General features: G+C 76.1%; 14 protein-coding genes. 2 read left to right on the plus strand and 12 right to left on the minus strand.

Annotated features, from left to right (window positions below):
* Positions 1-354: 354 nt before the first annotated feature.
* The 4 genes from ACFVVX_RS31685 to ACFVVX_RS31700 form a co-directional block, all read right to left on the minus strand.
* Positions 355-2,883: an FtsX-like permease family protein gene (locus tag ACFVVX_RS31685; protein ID WP_387950666.1), complete on the minus strand. Its 2,529-nt coding sequence runs from the start codon at positions 2,881-2,883 to the stop codon at positions 355-357.
* Positions 2,880-3,674, minus strand: coding sequence for an ABC transporter ATP-binding protein (locus tag ACFVVX_RS31690; protein ID WP_387950668.1), 795 nt, complete (start codon positions 3,672-3,674; stop codon positions 2,880-2,882). The genes ACFVVX_RS31685 and ACFVVX_RS31690 overlap by 4 nt, the downstream gene beginning before the upstream one ends.
* Before the next feature lie 154 nt (positions 3,675-3,828).
* Positions 3,829-4,617, minus strand: a complete 789-nt coding sequence (locus ACFVVX_RS31695; protein WP_387950670.1) for an aminotransferase class IV family protein — start codon at positions 4,615-4,617, stop codon at positions 3,829-3,831.
* The gene (locus ACFVVX_RS31700) at positions 4,610-5,584 is read right to left on the minus strand and encodes a GNAT family N-acetyltransferase (protein ID WP_387950672.1); all 975 of its coding nucleotides are present in this window, start codon (positions 5,582-5,584) and stop codon (positions 4,610-4,612) included. Before ACFVVX_RS31700 ends, ACFVVX_RS31695 begins: the two co-directional genes overlap by 8 nt.
* Before the next feature lie 261 nt (positions 5,585-5,845).
* On the opposite strand from ACFVVX_RS31700, the gene ACFVVX_RS31705 reads away from it, so the two are divergent.
* Complete coding sequence (locus tag ACFVVX_RS31705; protein ID WP_387950674.1) at positions 5,846-7,234, plus strand: hypothetical protein; 1,389 nt, start codon at positions 5,846-5,848, stop codon at positions 7,232-7,234.
* Positions 7,180-8,325, plus strand: a complete 1,146-nt coding sequence (locus ACFVVX_RS31710) for a glycosyltransferase family 4 protein (protein WP_387950675.1) — start codon at positions 7,180-7,182, stop codon at positions 8,323-8,325. Before ACFVVX_RS31705 ends, ACFVVX_RS31710 begins: the two co-directional genes overlap by 55 nt.
* Positions 8,326-8,389: 64 nt before the next feature.
* Here the strand turns inward: ACFVVX_RS31710 and ACFVVX_RS31715 are convergent, their stop codons facing one another.
* The 8 genes from ACFVVX_RS31715 to ACFVVX_RS31750 all read right to left on the minus strand — a co-directional run bounded on the left by ACFVVX_RS31715 (position 8,390) and on the right by ACFVVX_RS31750 (position 15,707).
* Complete coding sequence (locus tag ACFVVX_RS31715; RefSeq protein ID WP_387950677.1) at positions 8,390-9,046, minus strand: response regulator; 657 nt, start codon at positions 9,044-9,046, stop codon at positions 8,390-8,392.
* Positions 9,031-10,332, minus strand: a complete 1,302-nt coding sequence (locus tag ACFVVX_RS31720) for a sensor histidine kinase (RefSeq protein ID WP_387950678.1) — start codon at positions 10,330-10,332, stop codon at positions 9,031-9,033. The genes ACFVVX_RS31715 and ACFVVX_RS31720 overlap by 16 nt, the downstream gene beginning before the upstream one ends.
* A gap of 89 nt (positions 10,333-10,421) precedes the next feature.
* Positions 10,422-10,913 (minus strand): S26 family signal peptidase, encoded by a 492-nt coding sequence (locus tag ACFVVX_RS31725; protein WP_387950680.1) that lies wholly within the window; start codon positions 10,911-10,913, stop codon positions 10,422-10,424.
* A gap of 16 nt (positions 10,914-10,929) precedes the next feature.
* Positions 10,930-12,960 (minus strand): ABC transporter ATP-binding protein, encoded by a 2,031-nt coding sequence (locus ACFVVX_RS31730; RefSeq protein ID WP_387950681.1) that lies wholly within the window; start codon positions 12,958-12,960, stop codon positions 10,930-10,932.
* An 8-nt stretch (positions 12,961-12,968) separates the two neighbouring features.
* Positions 12,969-13,559: a TlpA disulfide reductase family protein gene (locus ACFVVX_RS31735; protein WP_387950683.1), complete on the minus strand. Its 591-nt coding sequence runs from the start codon at positions 13,557-13,559 to the stop codon at positions 12,969-12,971.
* A 77-nt stretch (positions 13,560-13,636) separates the two neighbouring features.
* The gene (locus ACFVVX_RS31740; RefSeq protein WP_387950684.1) at positions 13,637-14,161 is read right to left on the minus strand and encodes a MauE/DoxX family redox-associated membrane protein; all 525 of its coding nucleotides are present in this window, start codon (positions 14,159-14,161) and stop codon (positions 13,637-13,639) included.
* A 106-nt stretch (positions 14,162-14,267) separates the two neighbouring features.
* Positions 14,268-14,468, minus strand: a complete 201-nt coding sequence (locus ACFVVX_RS31745) for a hypothetical protein (protein ID WP_387950686.1) — start codon at positions 14,466-14,468, stop codon at positions 14,268-14,270.
* Between the two features lie 228 nt (positions 14,469-14,696).
* Complete coding sequence (locus ACFVVX_RS31750) at positions 14,697-15,707, minus strand: Lrp/AsnC family transcriptional regulator (protein ID WP_387950688.1); 1,011 nt, start codon at positions 15,705-15,707, stop codon at positions 14,697-14,699.
* Between the last annotated feature and the right edge of the window lie 176 nt (positions 15,708-15,883).

A 15,883-nucleotide genomic window follows, 5' to 3' on the forward strand; every position in this document is an offset into this window, starting at 1 on the left:
GGACGACTCGGCACCGGAGGGGTGCCTCACCGGAAAGGTCCAACAGCGGGGATTGCGCGGCCGAGAGCGTAGCTGATCCGACATCACGATCAGTGCCAATAAACGGTTTTGGCTCCCTCGGCCACCCCATTGCCGCTGCTCAGCACGGCCGGATAGCCCGAACGGGCGATACGCCTCGGCGTATCGCCCGTTCGGGCCTGACTGGTCCCGCTTGGTCCCGGCTGGTCCGGGCCGCTTCCGGCCGCTTCCGGCCGCTCCGGCCGGTTCCGACCGGTCCCGGACCGCCCCGGCCCGTCCCGGCTCGCTCCGCCCGGGCCCGACCGGTCCCGGCCGCTACCGCCGGGGCGCGCTTCCCTACTGCCGGCCGCCGCCCGCCTCCACCGGGCGGACCCGCAGCAGCGCGCGGGCCGGCAGGCCGGTCGCGGCGACGCAGAGCAGCACGGCGCCGGCGACCAGCGGCAGGGCGGTGCCGGCCGGGATGTGCGGCGCGGTCCTGGCGATCCCCCGGGTGATCGGCACCAGGGTGATCCAGGCGATCGCGCCACCGACCAGCAGGCCGGTCGCGGCGACCAGCAGCGCCTCCCAGCGCATCATGCCGCGCACCTGGCGCCGGGTGGTGCCGGCCAGGCGCAGCAGCGCCACCTCGCGGCGCCGGTCCAGCACCGTCATCACCAGGGTGTTGGCGGCGGTGACGGCCGCGAAGCCGCCCAGCACGCCGGCCATCACCGTGTTGGCCCAGGCACCGATCTCCTGCTGGCGGTCGGACTGGGCGGCGAAGCCGGCCCGGTCGGTGACGGCGGTGCCGGCCAGGCCGGCCAGCCTGCCCGCGACCGCGGCCCGGTCGGCGCCGGGCGCGTCGGCGACCAGCACCTGGCTGTCGTACGCGGCCGTGACGTGCGCCGCGACGGCGGCCCGGGGCAGCAGCACCTGGCCGAAGCCGAGGCCGCGCTCGTAGGTGGCGACCAGGGTCGGACGGACCTTGGTGCCGTCGCCGAGCCAGAGCGGGACGCCCTCACCGATCTTCACACCGAGGGTGTCGGCGAGGCCCACGTCGAGGGCCACGGTGTCGGCCGAGCGGCCGAGGTCGCCGAGCGAGCCGTCCTTCACCCCGAGGTCGAGCACCTGGGGCAGCTTGGCCGGGTCGCCGGCCACGCCCAGCGCGGTGGCCTGGGAGAGCATCGAGCCGTCCTGGTAGACCGCGCCGGTGCGCAGCACGCCGACGGCGGCGTCCACGCCGGGCACCCGGCCGGCCTGGTCGGCGGTGGCGGCGGCCAGGCCGGGCCCGGTCGAGGAGATGACGTGGTCGGCGGTGATGCCGCTGCGCACCTGCTCGCCGGTGGCGTGGCTGATGGTGCTCTGCATGAACAGCAGGGTGCCGCAGAAGGCGGTGACCATGATGATCGGGGTGATCGCGGAGGCCAGGCGGCGGGCGTTGGCCCGGGTGTTGTCGGCGGCCAGCGAGCCGGACGCGCCGGCCCCGGCCCGCAGCGGGGCGCCGAGCACCCGGGAGGCGATCCCGGCCACCCAGGGGCCGAGCAGGCCGACGGCCAGCAGGAAGCACATCACCACGCCGAGTGCGGTGTTGGCGGCGTTGGCGCCGTTCAGGCCGGTCGCGAGGACGGCCAGCGAGACGGCGCCGGCGATCGCGACCAGGCCGAGCACGGTACGGACCCTGCCGGGGCGGCCGACCTCGACGGCGGCCTCGCCGAGCGCCTGGCTGGGCCGCATCCGGGACGGGCGGCGGGCCGCCAGGAAGCCTGCGCCGAGCGCGGCGAGGGTGCAGCCGCCGACGGCGGCGAGCATCGGGACCGGTCCCACGGACAGCGCGACCGACGAGGGGACGGCACCGCGCGAGGACAGCTCGCCGAACCACCAGCGGGCCAGGGCGAGGCCGGGCAGGATGCCGAGGGCGCCGGCCACGGGTGCGACCAGCACCGCCTCGGTGGCGATGGTGCGGCGGATCTGGCGGGGGGTGGCGCCGATGGCGCGCAGCAGGGCGAACTCGCGGGCCCGCTGGCCGGTGGCCAGGGCGACGGTGCTCATCACGACGAAGACGGCGGTCATGGTGGCGACGCCGCCGAAGGAGCCGCCGAGCCCGGTGAGCATGGCACGGCTCTCGGTGAGCGCCGGCTGCTCGACGGTGCCGCGGGCGCCGCCGGTCAGCACCTCGGCCTCGCCGCCGACGGCCCGGCGGACCTGGTCGGCGAGCGCCTTGCGGTCGACGCCCTCGCGGGGCTGGACGGCGATGGCGTCCACCCGGCCGGGGTGGCCGGAGAGCTGTCCGGCGACGGTGTCGGCGAACCAGGCGGTGGGGCCGGCCTGCTGCGCGGCGGCGAGGCCGGAGATCCGGTAGGCGCCGGTGCCGCCGGGCGCGGTCAGCGTGACGCTCGCGCCCGGGGCGAGGTGCGCGGCCCGGGCGGTGGCGGCGTCCAGGACGACCTCGCCGGCGCCGGGGGCCCGGCCCTCGGTCAGCCGGTCGGAGCCGCCTGCGATGCCGAGGGAGGCGATGGCGCGCCCGGTGAGGCCGGGGGTGGCCTGGCCGGGGGCGAGCGGGAAGGCGGTGTCCGGCCGGGCGGCCGCGACGCCGGGCTCGGCGGCGATCCGCCCGACCAGTGCCGCGTCCACCCGGGCCCGCTCGGGAAGGCCCTGCTCGACGGTCTCGGTGTCCTCGCCGACCTTGTGGGTGATGCTGACGGTCGGGTCGGCGGCGACCACCACCGGGGTGTCCGCGTACCGCACGGGCGGGACGCTCGCGGTGATGCCGGTCTGCAGCAGGGTGCCGCAGGCCATGATGACGGCCGCGCCGAAGAACAGCGCGAGGAAGGTGCCCGCGAAGGAGGCGGGCCGGAACCGCACCGAGGCCCGGGCGAGTCCGTTGCTCACGCTGCCGCTCCGACCGGGCGCGTGGCCAGCGAGACCATGCGGTCGGCGACCGTCTTCGGGTCCGGCCGGTGCAGCTCGCCCGCGAGGGCGCCGTCGGCGAGGAAGACCACCCGGTCGGCGACCGAGGCGGCCACCGGGTCGTGGGTGACCATGACGACGGTCGCGCCCATGGCGTCCACCGCGTGCCGGAGCAGACCGAGCACCTCGTGCGCGGTACGGGTGTCCAGGGCGCCGGTCGGCTCGTCCGCGAACACCACGTCCGGGCGGGTGATCAGCGCACGGGCGATCGCGACGCGCTGCTGCTGGCCGCCGGAGAGCTGCCCGGGGCGCCGGCCGCCGTGCTCGCCGAGACCGACCTGGCCGAGCAGTTCCTTGGCGCGGGAGCGGTCCTGGCGCTCGCCGGCGAGGCGCTGCGGGAGCAGCACGTTCTGCAGCACCGTCAGCGAGGGCAGCAGGTTGAAGGACTGGAAGATGAAGCCGATCCGGCTGCGGCGCAGCTTGGTGAGCCGGTTCTCGCTCAGCCGGGTGATCTCCTCGCCGCCGAGGTACACCTCGCCGGAGCTCGGGCGGTCCAGGCCGGCCGCGCACTGCAGGAAGGTGCTCTTGCCGGAGCCGGACGGGCCCATCACGGCGGTGAAGCTTCCGTGGCCGAGCGCCAGGTCGACACCGCGCAGGGCGTGCACGGTCTCGCCGCCGCGCCCGTAGCTGCGCTGCACCGCCCGCAGCTCGATGGCGGCGTGGGCGGGGCGCCCGTACTGCTCGGTCTGGGGGCGGTCGTGGCGGGGTGCCATGGTGGGCCTTCCTTCGTGGATCGTCGCTGGTCGTCGACGTGTTCCAGCCTAGGAAGGCCCCGCGGCCCCAACCATGGAGGCCGCTGGCGGACCTGGGGTGGGGTTATCCCCACCAGCGTCCGGGGGTCGGCCGCCCGGCCCCTCCCCGGGCGGATCAGACCTCGTCCGCCGCGATCCGCTCGTACTCCTGCCGAAGGACCGCCAGCACGGGGTGGTCCGGGTCGAAGGCGGTGCCGTCGATGGCGGCGATCGGGCGGACGCCGACGCCCGCGTTGAGGGCGAAGGCCACCGCGAACCGGCCAAGGTCGGCGGCCCGGACGGGCTCGCGGCGCTGCGGGCCGCTGTGGGCGGCCGCGAGCAGGGCGGCGGTGACGCCGGGCAGTTGGTCGCCCTCCGGCCAGACCAGCTGCCGGCCGTCGTGGAAGCCGATGTTCCAGGTGGCGCCCTCGGTCACCCGGCCGACCGAGTCGACCAGCAACGCGTCGTCGTAGCCGTCCTGTTGGGCCAGTCTCCGGTGGCGGACCAGGCCGAAGAGGCCGGTGTGCTTCACCTCGGGCAGCTCGCGGGTGTACGAGGTGGTGCGCACCCGCAGCGGACCGGGGGCGGCCGCCGCGGCCGCCCGGGTGGTGACCAGCAGGCTCGGGGCGGCCGCCGCGCCGGGGCGTTCCACGCCGAGCGCCGGGTCGTACGCCGTCACCCGGACGACCACCGGGCCGCCGTCGGCCGGCAGGACGGCCCGGACCCGCTCGCGCACCACGGCCGGGTCGGGCTCGACCCCGAACAGCAGCCGACCGTCCCGGGCCAGGCGGTCCAGGTGCAGGCCCAGCCCGCGGACCCGGCCGTCCTCGACCCGCAGGGTGGTGAAGTGCCCGTAGTTCAGCAGCCCCAGCGCGGCGAGCTGCCCGGCCCCGGGCGGCGCGCCGTCGATCTCGATCTCAGCCATGCCCCGAGTCTCCCAGCCGGGCGAGGGCCGCTGCGGCCGGACGGTCGGGCTCCACCTGGCGGTCGGGGCCGGCCGGGCCGCCGGGGTGCGCCGTCCGGCGGTCGCCGTGGCGGGCGAGGCGCTCGAACTGCTCGATCCGGTAGGCGAGGCCCTCCGGTTCGCCGGTGTCCGACCAGCGCCACGCCTCGGCCCACCACTGCGGGCCGCGGACCAGCGGGCGGCCGGTGAGCGCCAGGTGCAGCGCGAGGGTGGTCCGGGCGTAGTCGCGCACCCAGCCGTCCGCCTGCCGGTAGGCGGCCGTCTCGTCCAGCCGCAGCCAGGGGCCGTCGTGTCCGGCGGCGAGCAGCGGCACCGGGCCGCGCGGGCCGTCGGCGACCCGCAGGACGAGTCGGCCGTACTCCTCGCGGACCTGGTAGGGCGGCAGTTGGGGCATCCGGGTCAGCGCGATCGCATGCTTCCAGGAGACCGCCCAGAGGCCGCGGCACAGGTGGTAGCGGACGGCGCGCTGCCAGGCCCAGTGCGCCTCCAGGCGGTAGCCGGGCAGGCCCTCGGCGGTCGCCGCCCGGTACACCTCCTCCAGGGCCGCCGCCGCCCGGCCCCGCCCGCGTGCGCCCGGCCGCAGGTAGAGCGAGGAGACGGCCAACTGCCCTGGCCCGCCGGGCCGGTCGTCGACGGCGACGGTGCCGGCCGGGTCGCCGTCCGGGCCGAGCACCCAGTACCGGCGGCGGTGGCGCTCCTCGCCCGTCCGCCTGCCGTTCACCCCGCCGAGGCGCTCCGCCAGGGCCCGTTCGTCGGCGGGGGTCAGCGCCTCCGGGTCGACGAGTTCACCCAACTCCCCCTCGGCCAGGGACGCGAGATCCCAGCGGCCGAACCGCCGCCCCTCACCGGGCGGCACCGCCCGCAGCCCGGGCGCCTCGCCCAGCCGCGCCTGCGCCCGCTCCACCGCCGCATCCCAGGAGGTCACCACGCGGCCCACGATAGCGACCATCGGGCACCGGGCGTAATCCGCCGGACACCGAACGTGAGATCGAGGGTGGATCCCGCCGGGGGTAGGGAAAACCCGACCACGAGGTCTCGACCTGACCCTCATGACCGCGCCGGGCCGCACGACTGGAATGGTCGTGTGCTGATCACCCTTCACCGAGACCGACCCAGCCCGGAACACCACAGCCCGGAACAGCCCGGACCCGAACGCCCGAGCCCCGAACGCCCACCTCCGGAAGGCCCGTTGGCGCGCCGCCGCGGCCCGGACCGCCGGGCCCCGTGGTGCGGCGGCTGGCTGCTCGCGGCCGGGTGGGCGGGCGCGTTCCCGCTGGTCTCCGGACTGGGACCGCACCGGCTCTGGGGCCTGTGCGCCACCGCCGGCTACCTGGCGGCGGCCACCGCCGTGCTCGCGCTGCCGGGGCGGCGCGGACGGACGGCCTCCGTCGCCCTCGCGCTCGCCGGGGCGCTCGTGCTGCCGCTGCTCGCCCTGGTCCTGACCGGGCAGGGGCAGAGCGAGGTCGGCGTGATCGAGCGCTCGGGCGCGCAGCTGCTCCACCACGGCACGCCCTACCTGGCCGAGCCGCGCACGGTGCAGGAGTACACGCCGTACCTGCCCGGCATGGCCCTGTTCGGACTGCCCCGGGCCCTGCTCGGGGCGGACGGGTGGGTGGTGCGGCTGCTCGGCGACGCCCGGCTCTGGTGCGCGGCGGCGTTCCTCGGCTGCCTGCTGCCGACGGCCCGGCGCACGCCCGGGCTCGCCGCGCTGATCGCCTCGCCGCTGGTCGCGCTGCCGCTCTGCGTCAGCGGGGTGGACCTGCCGCTGACCGGTCTCTGCTGCCTGGCACTCGCCCTCGCCGCACCGGCCGGGGGCCGCCTGCACCCCGGTGGCCGACGGGCGGCCCGAGGCCGGCTGCGGGACGCCGCGGCGGGTGCCCGGCCGGGCGCCGCCGGCCTGGCGCTGGCCGCCGCCTGCGCGCTCAAGTGGACGGCCTGGCCGGCCGTCGCCGTGGTCGCCGCCCTGCTCGCGGCGACCGCGGGCCGACGCGCGGCGGTGCGCTGCGCCTCGGTGGCACTGGCGGGTACGGCCGCGCTGGTCCTGCCGGGTGCGCTGCGCTCACCCGGGCCGCTGCTGGAGCAGGTGTTCGCCTTTCCCACCGGGCGCGGCGGGCTGCCGACCCCGGCCGGCAGCCCGCTGCCCGGACGGCTGCTCGCCCAGCTCGGCCCGGGCGGCTGGTACCTCGCCGTCGCCCTGCTCCTGCTCGCCGGGCTCGCCGTCGCCGCGTCCCTGCTGCTGCGTCCGCCGCGGGACGCCGTCGCCGCCGCCGACCGGCTCGCGCTCGGGCTCTGCCTGGCCTTCCTGCTGGCGCCCGCCGGGCGGTTCGGCTACCTGGCGCTGCCGCTCGTGCTGGTCCTGCACGCCCGGTCCCGGGCCCACCGTCCGGACCCCGCCACCCACCTCCACCCCGCCGGCCCCGCCACCCACCTCCACCCCGCCGGCCCCGCCGACCAAGTCCACCCCGCCGACCCTGCCGACCAAGTCCACCCCGCCGACCCGCGAACCGAGGCTGAACCGACCCCATGGGTACCACGCTCGTCATCACCAACGACTTCCCGCCCCGCCAGGGCGGCATAGAGACCTTCGTCCACGCCATGGCCACCCGCCTCCCCGCGGACGAGGTCGTCGTCTACACCTCGGCCGAGCCCGGCGCGGCCCGCCACGACGCGGGGCTGCCGTTCCCGGTGGTCCGCGACCCGGCCCGGATGCTGCTGCCCACCGGCCGGGTCACCCGGCGGGCCGCCGAGATCGCCCGCGCGCACGGCTGCGACCGGGTCTGGTTCGGCGCTGCCGCGCCGCTCGCCGCGATGGCGCCCGGGCTGCGCCGGCAGAGCGGCGGCGGGATCCGGCGGATGGTCGCCACCACCCACGGCCACGAGATCTGGTGGGCCCGCACACCCGGGGCCCGCCGGCTGCTGCGGCGGATCGGCGACGGCGTCGACGTGGTCACCTACCTCGGCGGGTACACCCGCGACCGGATCGCCCCGGCGCTCGGGCCCCACGCCCGGCTGGAGCGACTGGTCCCGGGCGTGGACACCGACCGCTTCCACCCCCTGGCGGAGCCGGCGCCGCCGGAGACGGCCGGGCACGGGGGGCCGGTGGTCCTGTGCGTCGCCCGGCTCGTCCCCCGCAAGGGCCAGGACACCCTGATCCGCGCCCTGCCGCTGATCCGGCGGGCCGTCCCGCGGGCCGTCCTGGTGCTGGTCGGCCAGGGGCCGGACGAGCGGCGGCTGCGCGCCCTGGCCCGGCGTCACACCGAGCCCGGCTCGGTGGTGTTCGCCGGCGGCCGGGAGCACGCCGGGACCCCCGCGTACTACGCGGCCGCGGACGTCTTCGCGATGCCCTGCCGGACCAGGCGCGCGGGTCTGGAGGCGGAGGGCCTGGGCATCGTCTTCCTGGAGGCCGCGGCCGCCGGCCTGCCGGTCGTCGCGGGCGACTCCGGCGGCGCGCCCGACACCGTCCTCGACGGTGTGACGGGGTCGGTCGTCGACGGCCGCGACCCCGCGGCCGTCGCGGCGGCGCTCACCCGGATCCTGCGCGACCCCGGGCGGGCCGCGATGGGTGCGGCCGGGCGGCGCCGGGTGGCGCGGGAGTGGTCCTGGGAGGCCTCCGCCCGCCGTCTGGCCGACCTGCTCGACCCGGCGCAGGCGCCCGCCCCGCGCCGCTGAACCCCGGTCACCGGCACGGTCACGGCCCCGACCCGACCCGACGCGACCCGGTCCGGGCCCGGCGCTACTCGCTCCGCAGATGGGCCAGGACGGCCAGCACCCGGCGGTTGCCCTCGGTCGGGTCGAGGTCCAGCTTCATGAAGATGTTGCCGCAGTGCTTGACCACCGAGGCCTCGGTGATGGTCAGCCGCTGGGCGAGGGCCTGGTTGTTCAGCCCCTCCGCCATCAGCGCGAGCACCTCCCGCTCGCGCGGGGTGAGCCTGGTCAGCGGCCGGTCGCCGGACTGCCGGCGCAGCAGCACCCGGACCACCTCGGGGTCGATCACCGTCTCCCCCGCCGCCACCCTGCGCAGCGCGTCCAGGAAGTCCGCCACGTCACCGACCCGGTCCTTGAGCAGGTAGCCGAGCCCGGCGGGCTGGACCTCGTCCGCACCGAGCAGCCGGGTGGCGTACGGGGTGGCCACGTACTGGGAGAGCACCAGCACCGGCAGGCCCCGGTGCCGCTCGCGCAGGTCGAGGGCGGCCCGCAGGCCCTCGTCGTGGAAGTCGGGCGGCATCCGGACGTCGGTGACGACGACGTCCGGGCGGTCGGCGTCCACCGCGGCGGCCAGCCCGGCCGCGTCGCCGACCGCGGCGATCACCTGGTGCCCGCCGCGGGTGAGCAGTTCGACCAGCCCGGCGCGGAGCAGCACGGCGTCCTCGGCGATCACGATCCGGAGCACGGCACCTCCACCCGGAGCCTGGTCGGCCCGCCGATCGGACTGGTCACCATCAGCCTGCCTCTCAGGATCGCCACCCGGTCGGCCAGTCCCTGCAGTCCGGCCCCGGCGGCCGGGTCGGCCCCGCCGCGGCCGTCGTCCGTCACCTGGACCACCAGTCGGCCGTGCTCGACCCGGCCCAGCACGGAGATCGCGCTCGCGCCGCTGTGCTTGGCCGCGTTGGTGAGCGCCTCGGTGACGGTGAAGTACGCCGTCGTCTCGACCAGGCCGGGCAACCGGGCCGGCAGGTCGATGTCGACCTCCACCGGGACGGGGTGGCGCAGCGCGACCTCGGCCACCGCGGCGGCCAGCCCGTGGTCGGTGAGCACCTGCGGATGGATGCCCCGGACCAGGCTGCGCAGCTGCTCCAGCGCCTGCCGGGCCTCGCCGCGGGCCCGGGCGACCAGGTCGGCCGCCGGGCCTGCTGCTGTCTCGGCGCGCAGCTCGTACTCCGCCAGGCCCAGGGTCATGCTGAGCGCGACGAGCTGCTGTTGGGCGCCGTCGTGCAGGTCGCGCTCGATCCGGCGCCGCTCGGCCTCGAAGGCGTCGGCCAGGCGGGCCCGGGAGCGGGTGAGTTCGACGACCTGACGGCCGAGGTCCTCGTCCCGGGGGCCGAGCAGGAACCGGGCGAGCCGGACGTGGGCGGTGGTGAGCAGGGCGCCCGCGTAGGCGCAGAGCAGCAGGCCGGCCAGGCCCACGGCGGTCGCGGGCAGCGCCTCGACCGGGCCGGGGATGGCCCGGCCGGGGATCACCATCACCGTCTCGGGGGCCAGGGCCCAGACCACGACCGGGGTGGTGACCAGGGTGGCCGAGCCCGCCAGCAGGACGGTGAAGCCGAGGTCGGCGGCGCCGAGCACCGGTCCGAGCAGGGCGGTGTAGCCGAGTGCGCGCCAGGTCGCGCGCTCCCGCAGCCGGGTGCGCAGCCAGGCCCCGCGGCCGGCGCCGGGCAGCGGGCGGTGCGGGTCGGCCACCGGCGCCGGCTCGACCAGCCGCAGCCGGCGGCGTTCCAGCGCGCCGACCGGGAGGCCGGCCAGGGCGACGGCCAGGAGCACCAGCAGGCCGATGCCGAACACCGACAGGCCGAGGCCCGCCACCAGCAGGACGGCCAGCAGGGCGCCCAGCACCGGGCCGAGCACCGCGCCGCCGACCAGGTAGCCCCAGCAGCGCAGGGCGCGGAGGGTGAACGGGAAGCGCCGGGGGTGGGCGCACAGCTGCGCCCAGACGGTCACCGGCTGCTGTTCCTCACTCACCCCGTCACTCTAACCGCCCTGCTGACGGGCCCTCCGGCCGCCGGCACCGCGGCCGGCCCGGGCCCCGGGGAACCGGGCGGCGGGTGGTCTCAGCCCCGCCGGGGCGCGGGCCTGGCCGGCAGCCTGACGCCCTCCAGCACCACGCCCACCACGCTGTGCGCGGGGACGGCGCCCCAGAGCCGGGAGTCGGTGCTGAACGCCGGGTTGTCGCCGATCAGGACCACCTGGCCGCCGGGGACGGCGGTGGCGGGGACGGCGGCACGGACCGGCTCCGGCACCGGATCCCCCGGCAGCGCGGCGAGGCGCTTCACCAGCAGGCGGTGCCGGCGGGGGCCGGGGCGGTCGGCGGGGGCGGAGGGATCGGCGGGGAGGCCGAGGGCCTCGCGCGAGACCACCACGATCCGGCCCGGCCGCAACCGGGCGAACCGCCGGCTCAGGACCAGCACCCGCTGGCCGGGCCGGAGCGTGGGGGCCATGCTCCACCCCGCGACCACGATCACCGACAGGGCGGCTCGGGCCAGCGCGGCGGCCAGTACCAGCAGTACGGCCACGGCGCCGGCGGCGGTGAGGAGCAGCTGCATGACGGGACTCCCTCCGTTACCGCTGGTGGACCGGATGTCCCGGCACCGGGACGGGACCGGGCACGGGACCGGGCATGGCACCGGGCACGGCACCGGGCATGGCACCGGGCATGGGCGCGGAGCCGGGCGCCGCGTCCTGGTAGCCCGAGGCCTGGAGCGTGAACAGCTCGGCGTAGCGCCCGCCGAGCGCCATCAGCCGCTCGTGGTCGCCCTCCTCGATGACCTGTCCGTCGCCGAGGACGACGATCCGGTCGGCGTCGCGGACGGCGGCCAGCCGGTGCGAGATGACCACACTGGTCGCGCCCCGGCGCAGTTCGCGCAGGCTGTCGTGGACCTCCTGCTCGGCGGCCGCGTCCAGGCCGGCACTGGGCTCGTCGAGGATCATCAGGTCCGCGTCCGCCCGCATGAACGCCCTTGCCACGGCGAGCCGTTGCCATTCACCGCCGGAGAGCGAGTGGCCCCAGCCGGTGCCCGCGCCCTCCGGCATGAAGATCCGGCTGAGCAGCGCGTCGTAGCCGCCGTCCAGTCGGCCGATCCGCTCGTGCACGCCGGCCGCGCGGGCGGCCGCGGTGAGCCGCTCGGCGTCCTGGAGGTGGGCGAGCCGGCCGAGGCCGATGTTCTCGCCCGCGGTGAGGTCGTAGCGGCAGTAGTCCTGGAAGACCACGCCGATCCGCTCCCGGTAGGCCTCGGGCGTGAACTCCCGGATGTCGACGCCGTCCCAGAGGATACGGCCGCGCCCGGGGTCGTAGAGCCGGCAGAGCAGCTTGACCAGCGTGCTCTTGCCGGCGCCGTTGAGGCCGACCAGGGCGGTGACCGAGCCGGCCGGGATGGTCAGGTCGACGCCGCGCAGGGTCCACGGCGCGTCCTCGTGGTAGCGGAACCAGACGTCCTGGAACTCGATCGTCCCGCCGAGCGGCCCCGGGGTCAGCGGCACCGCGGGCAGGACGAGGTCCGGTTCGGCACTGCTCAGCGCGCGGTAGTGGGCGAAGGTGATGGCCGCCTGGTAGGCGGACGAGCCGGTGCTCGCGAGCTGGCCCACCCCGGCCTGGATGCCGGCCACCGCCGCCAGGCAGATCGAGACCTGGCCGATCGACAGTTCGCCGTGCCGGGCGGCCCGGACGGCCCAGACCAGGCCGAGCCCGTACACGGCGACGCCGAGCAGCGAGGCGGGCAGCCGCCAGGCGAGGTTCCGCCGGTCGGTCAGGTTCTCGGCCGCGGCGACCGCGACGAGTTCGGTGCGGGCCCGCTGCTTGATGAAGTCCTGGAGGCCGAAGAGCCGGATCTCCTTCACCGCGTCCACGTCCGCGACCAGGCTGCCGTAGAACATCTGCCGGCGGTTGCGCGGCATGGTCTCGCGCAGGACGGCCGCGCGCCGCCGCCCGGCGGCCAGCTGCACCCGGACCAGGGGCAGCGTCAGCAGCAGGGTGAGCCCGCCGAGCAGCGGGTTGACGACGAACAGGGTGGCGAGGAAGCCGCTGACCGTCAGCAGCGCCTGCAGGCTGCTGAACGCCGAACCGACCAGCAGGTCGGGGGCGATGCCGCCGGCCTGCTGGGCGAGCCGCAGCTCGTCCTGGAAGCGCGGGTCCTCGAAGTTGCGCAGGCCGGGCAGGCGGTTGACCGCGTCGAACAGCTCCTCCTGCACCCGCAGCCGGATGGCCCGGCTGCTGCGGGCCCGGGCGTACTCGCCGAGCGAGGGGGTGAGCGCCAGGCCGAGGCTCGCCGCGATCAGCAGCACGCAGGTGCCGACCGGCGCACCGGCCGGGGTGCCCCCGGCCGGTGCCAGGCCGTCGAACAGATCGCTGACCAGCAGCGCGGTACCGGCCGGCAGCAGGCCGACGAACAGGCTGCAGAGCAGCGACAGCAGCAGGGCGGACGGGCCCGCGCGCCAGGCCAGCGCGCAGGCCGCGAGGCCGGAGCTCAGCGCGAGGCGGCCCTCGGCCGGGGTGGCGGGCCGGTGGCGGGCCGCCCCACCGACCGGGCCGGGACCCGGGCCGGTCGGGGAGCCGGGCGCCGGGCCGGCCGGAGGGCTGGTCGGGGGGCTGGTCACCGGGCCGGTCACAGCGTGGCGGGCGCGATGGTGAGGTCGCCGGACGTGAGCCGGTTGGTGATCCGGCTCTCGGCGTCGATGTCCACGTAGCTGGGCCAGCGGACGATGCCGAACGCCTCCGCGACGGACCCCTCGCCGGTGCCGGCGGGCTCGACCACCACCCGGGCGACCGGTTCGAGCATCTCGACGAGCTTGTCGCCCACCGCGCCGGTGCCCTTCACCACGGCCAGCACCTGGTCCCGCCCGCCGGGGTACCCGGCGACGGCCTTGACGAAGTCCGGAGCCTGCTCCAGGCACGGCCCGCAGCTCGTCGAGAAGAATCCGACTACTGCCCGGTCACCGGTCAGGTCATTTCCGGATACCGGACCGTCCGATATCGAGACGGCCTGGAACCGGGGCATCAGGGCGCCGTCCGGCAGCTTGTTTTCCGGAATCGAGACGCCCGTGAGAATTCCACCGGAGGAGCCGTGGGAATTGCCGTGTGAGTTTCCGTGTGAATTCCCGTGGGAGATCTGGGTGATTTTCTTCGCAAGAGCCAGGGTGAGTACCAGATTGACTACCGAGAGACAGCCTACGAGAATGACGGAGATCGTGGTCATGGGAATCTTTGCCTCGTTCCAGCACGCGGCCGCGCAAAACGGCAGGAGGGTGGTCGGGAGGATCCGGCGGGAATGGGTCAGCGGGCGGTCGAGAAGAGTTCGACCAGCGTGTCGGTGGCGATGATCAGGATGCTGGCGAAGGCCGCGACGAGCAGGGCGAGCGCCACTCCGGCGACCGCGAGGCCCTCCGAACCGGAGGCGGTGCTCGCCGCCAGGCCGGTCCCGGCGATGGCGAGCAGCACCAGGTTGCGCACCACGTGGGCGCGGTTCACGGGCACGCCGGACGCCCCGAAGCAGGAGCAGGAGACGTCCAGTCCGCGCCGGAGCACCGAGACCAGCACCGCCGCGAACAGCGCGAGCAATCCGCCGGCAAGGGCGAAAGCCCAGGTGGCAAGGGGTGCGGGTGCCCACACCAGGAGGCCGAGGGCGATCTCGGCGACCGGTACCGCGACGACCGTCGCGCCGGTCAGCCGCTCGGGGACGACCGCCATCGCGCGCAGCGCGGAGGCGAAGTCGCGCGGCGCGCGGAACTTGGCCAGGGCGGAGACGGCGAACACCGCCGCGAGCACGCAGCGGCCGCCGAGCAAGAGGTATGCAGTCATGGCTCCCCCGTCACCGGCGCCCCCGCCCGAGTCGGGCGGGGGCGCCGGCGGTCTTGTTTCTCAGTCTGCCGGATTCGTCAGGACGAAGGTTTCGTCAGGACGGGATTCAGCAGGCGTTGGTGATCGCGTAGACGTCACACGACGGGGCGACCGCGCAGTTCCAGGAGCAGCACGTGCGAACGAAGAGCGTGCTGCCCGAGCACCACGAGCTGGTGCCGGCCGGGCAGGCGCACTGCGCGTCGGCGGCCTCTTCCTTGAGCCCACGCGAGAAGGTGAGATCGACCAGGTTGAGAATTGCCTTAACCATTTGTTCCTCCACACTGCGGCAGGGGGGTACGAGCGGCTGTTCACTTACTGACGAGATCTCGCGTTCGGAAACGTATACGACACATGAACAGCTTGTCTAGACCAACTTCGACCGCCATCGACATCGGGACCTCGGACCTCGAATTCGGAATGGGAGAATCCGATTCCGGATCGGCGGCGGCAGGCGGCAGGAAGCCGGCGGCAGGTGCCGGGCAGCAGCGGCGGGCGGTCAGCCGCGCAGGGTCGCGGCGGCCTTGTAGGTGCGCAGGACCGGGGCGGTCTCGATGCGGGTGATGGCGTCCAGGGCGACGCGTCGGGTCAGGTAGTGGTGCAGGGCCTCGGCATCGCGGCACAGCGCGTGGGCGACGAGGTTGGTGGGCCCGGTGGTGGCGGCGACCACGGCGAGCTCCTCGTGGCCGGCCAGCGCGGTGGCGACCTCGTCGAGACGGCTGGGGGCGACCTGCATCCACAGCAGCGCGGAGACGGTGGCGCCGAGGACGGCCGGTTCGATGTCGATGTCGAAGAACAGCGCGCCGCGCGAGCGCAGTTCGGTCAGCCGCCGGGTGACCGTGGCGGGCGTGGAGCCGGTCGCGGCGGCCAGCTCCGCGTAGCTGGTCCGGGCGTCCTCGCGCAGCACGGCCAGCAGGCGGAGATCGGCGTCGGTGAGCGTGTACGGGTCCTCACCCGCGACCCCGGACCCGGCACCGGACCCGGCTCCGGCTCCGGCTCCGGCCGGGACGTCGTGGGCGCGCAGCCGGGCCTCCTGTTCGGGGGTGAGCGCGCCGATCCGGCCGCGCCAGGCGGTCGGCCCGCCGAGGTAGGTGTGCAGCAGGTAGTGCGCGGAGACCGCGGTGATGCCGGCGGTGCGCGGGATGTCGCGCAGCAGGAGGGAGTGGGCGTCCGGGCCGCTGGGCGCGGTGTGGATGATCGCGACGATCTCGGTGCCGCCGGAGGTCAGCCGGACCCACGAGGTGTCGGGCCGGCGGGCCAGGGCGACCGCGATGTCGTGGGCGGTACGGGTGGCGGCGGTCAGCCGGACGAACCACTGGTGCGTGCGGGCGCTGCGCGGGGTCGGCAGGGCGACCACCCGCAGACCGCCCTCGGCGTGCAGGCGGCGGTAGCGGCGCACCACGGTCTGGGTCGAGGAGCCGAGGACCTCGGCGATGAGGGTGAACGGAGCGCGCGCATCCAGGTGGAGGGCGTGGATCAGGCCGCGGTCGAGGTCGTCCAGTTCGATCATATTCCCCAAAATAGCCGCCCCGGATGGATGGAATCGTCGATCCTGCGGCCGGAAGTGGAACCGGATCGACGGGCGGGGCCAGGGTGGTGGTCAGCCGGGACCGGCCGCGGCGGCCGCCCGGCAGTCCGCGGCTCCGAGGATCCGCACACCACGCCGAACCACCCACCCACCGGGGG

Source organism: Kitasatospora sp. NPDC058170, from assembly GCF_042883905.1.
In the GTDB taxonomy this organism is placed as follows: domain Bacteria; phylum Actinomycetota; class Actinomycetes; order Streptomycetales; family Streptomycetaceae; genus Kitasatospora.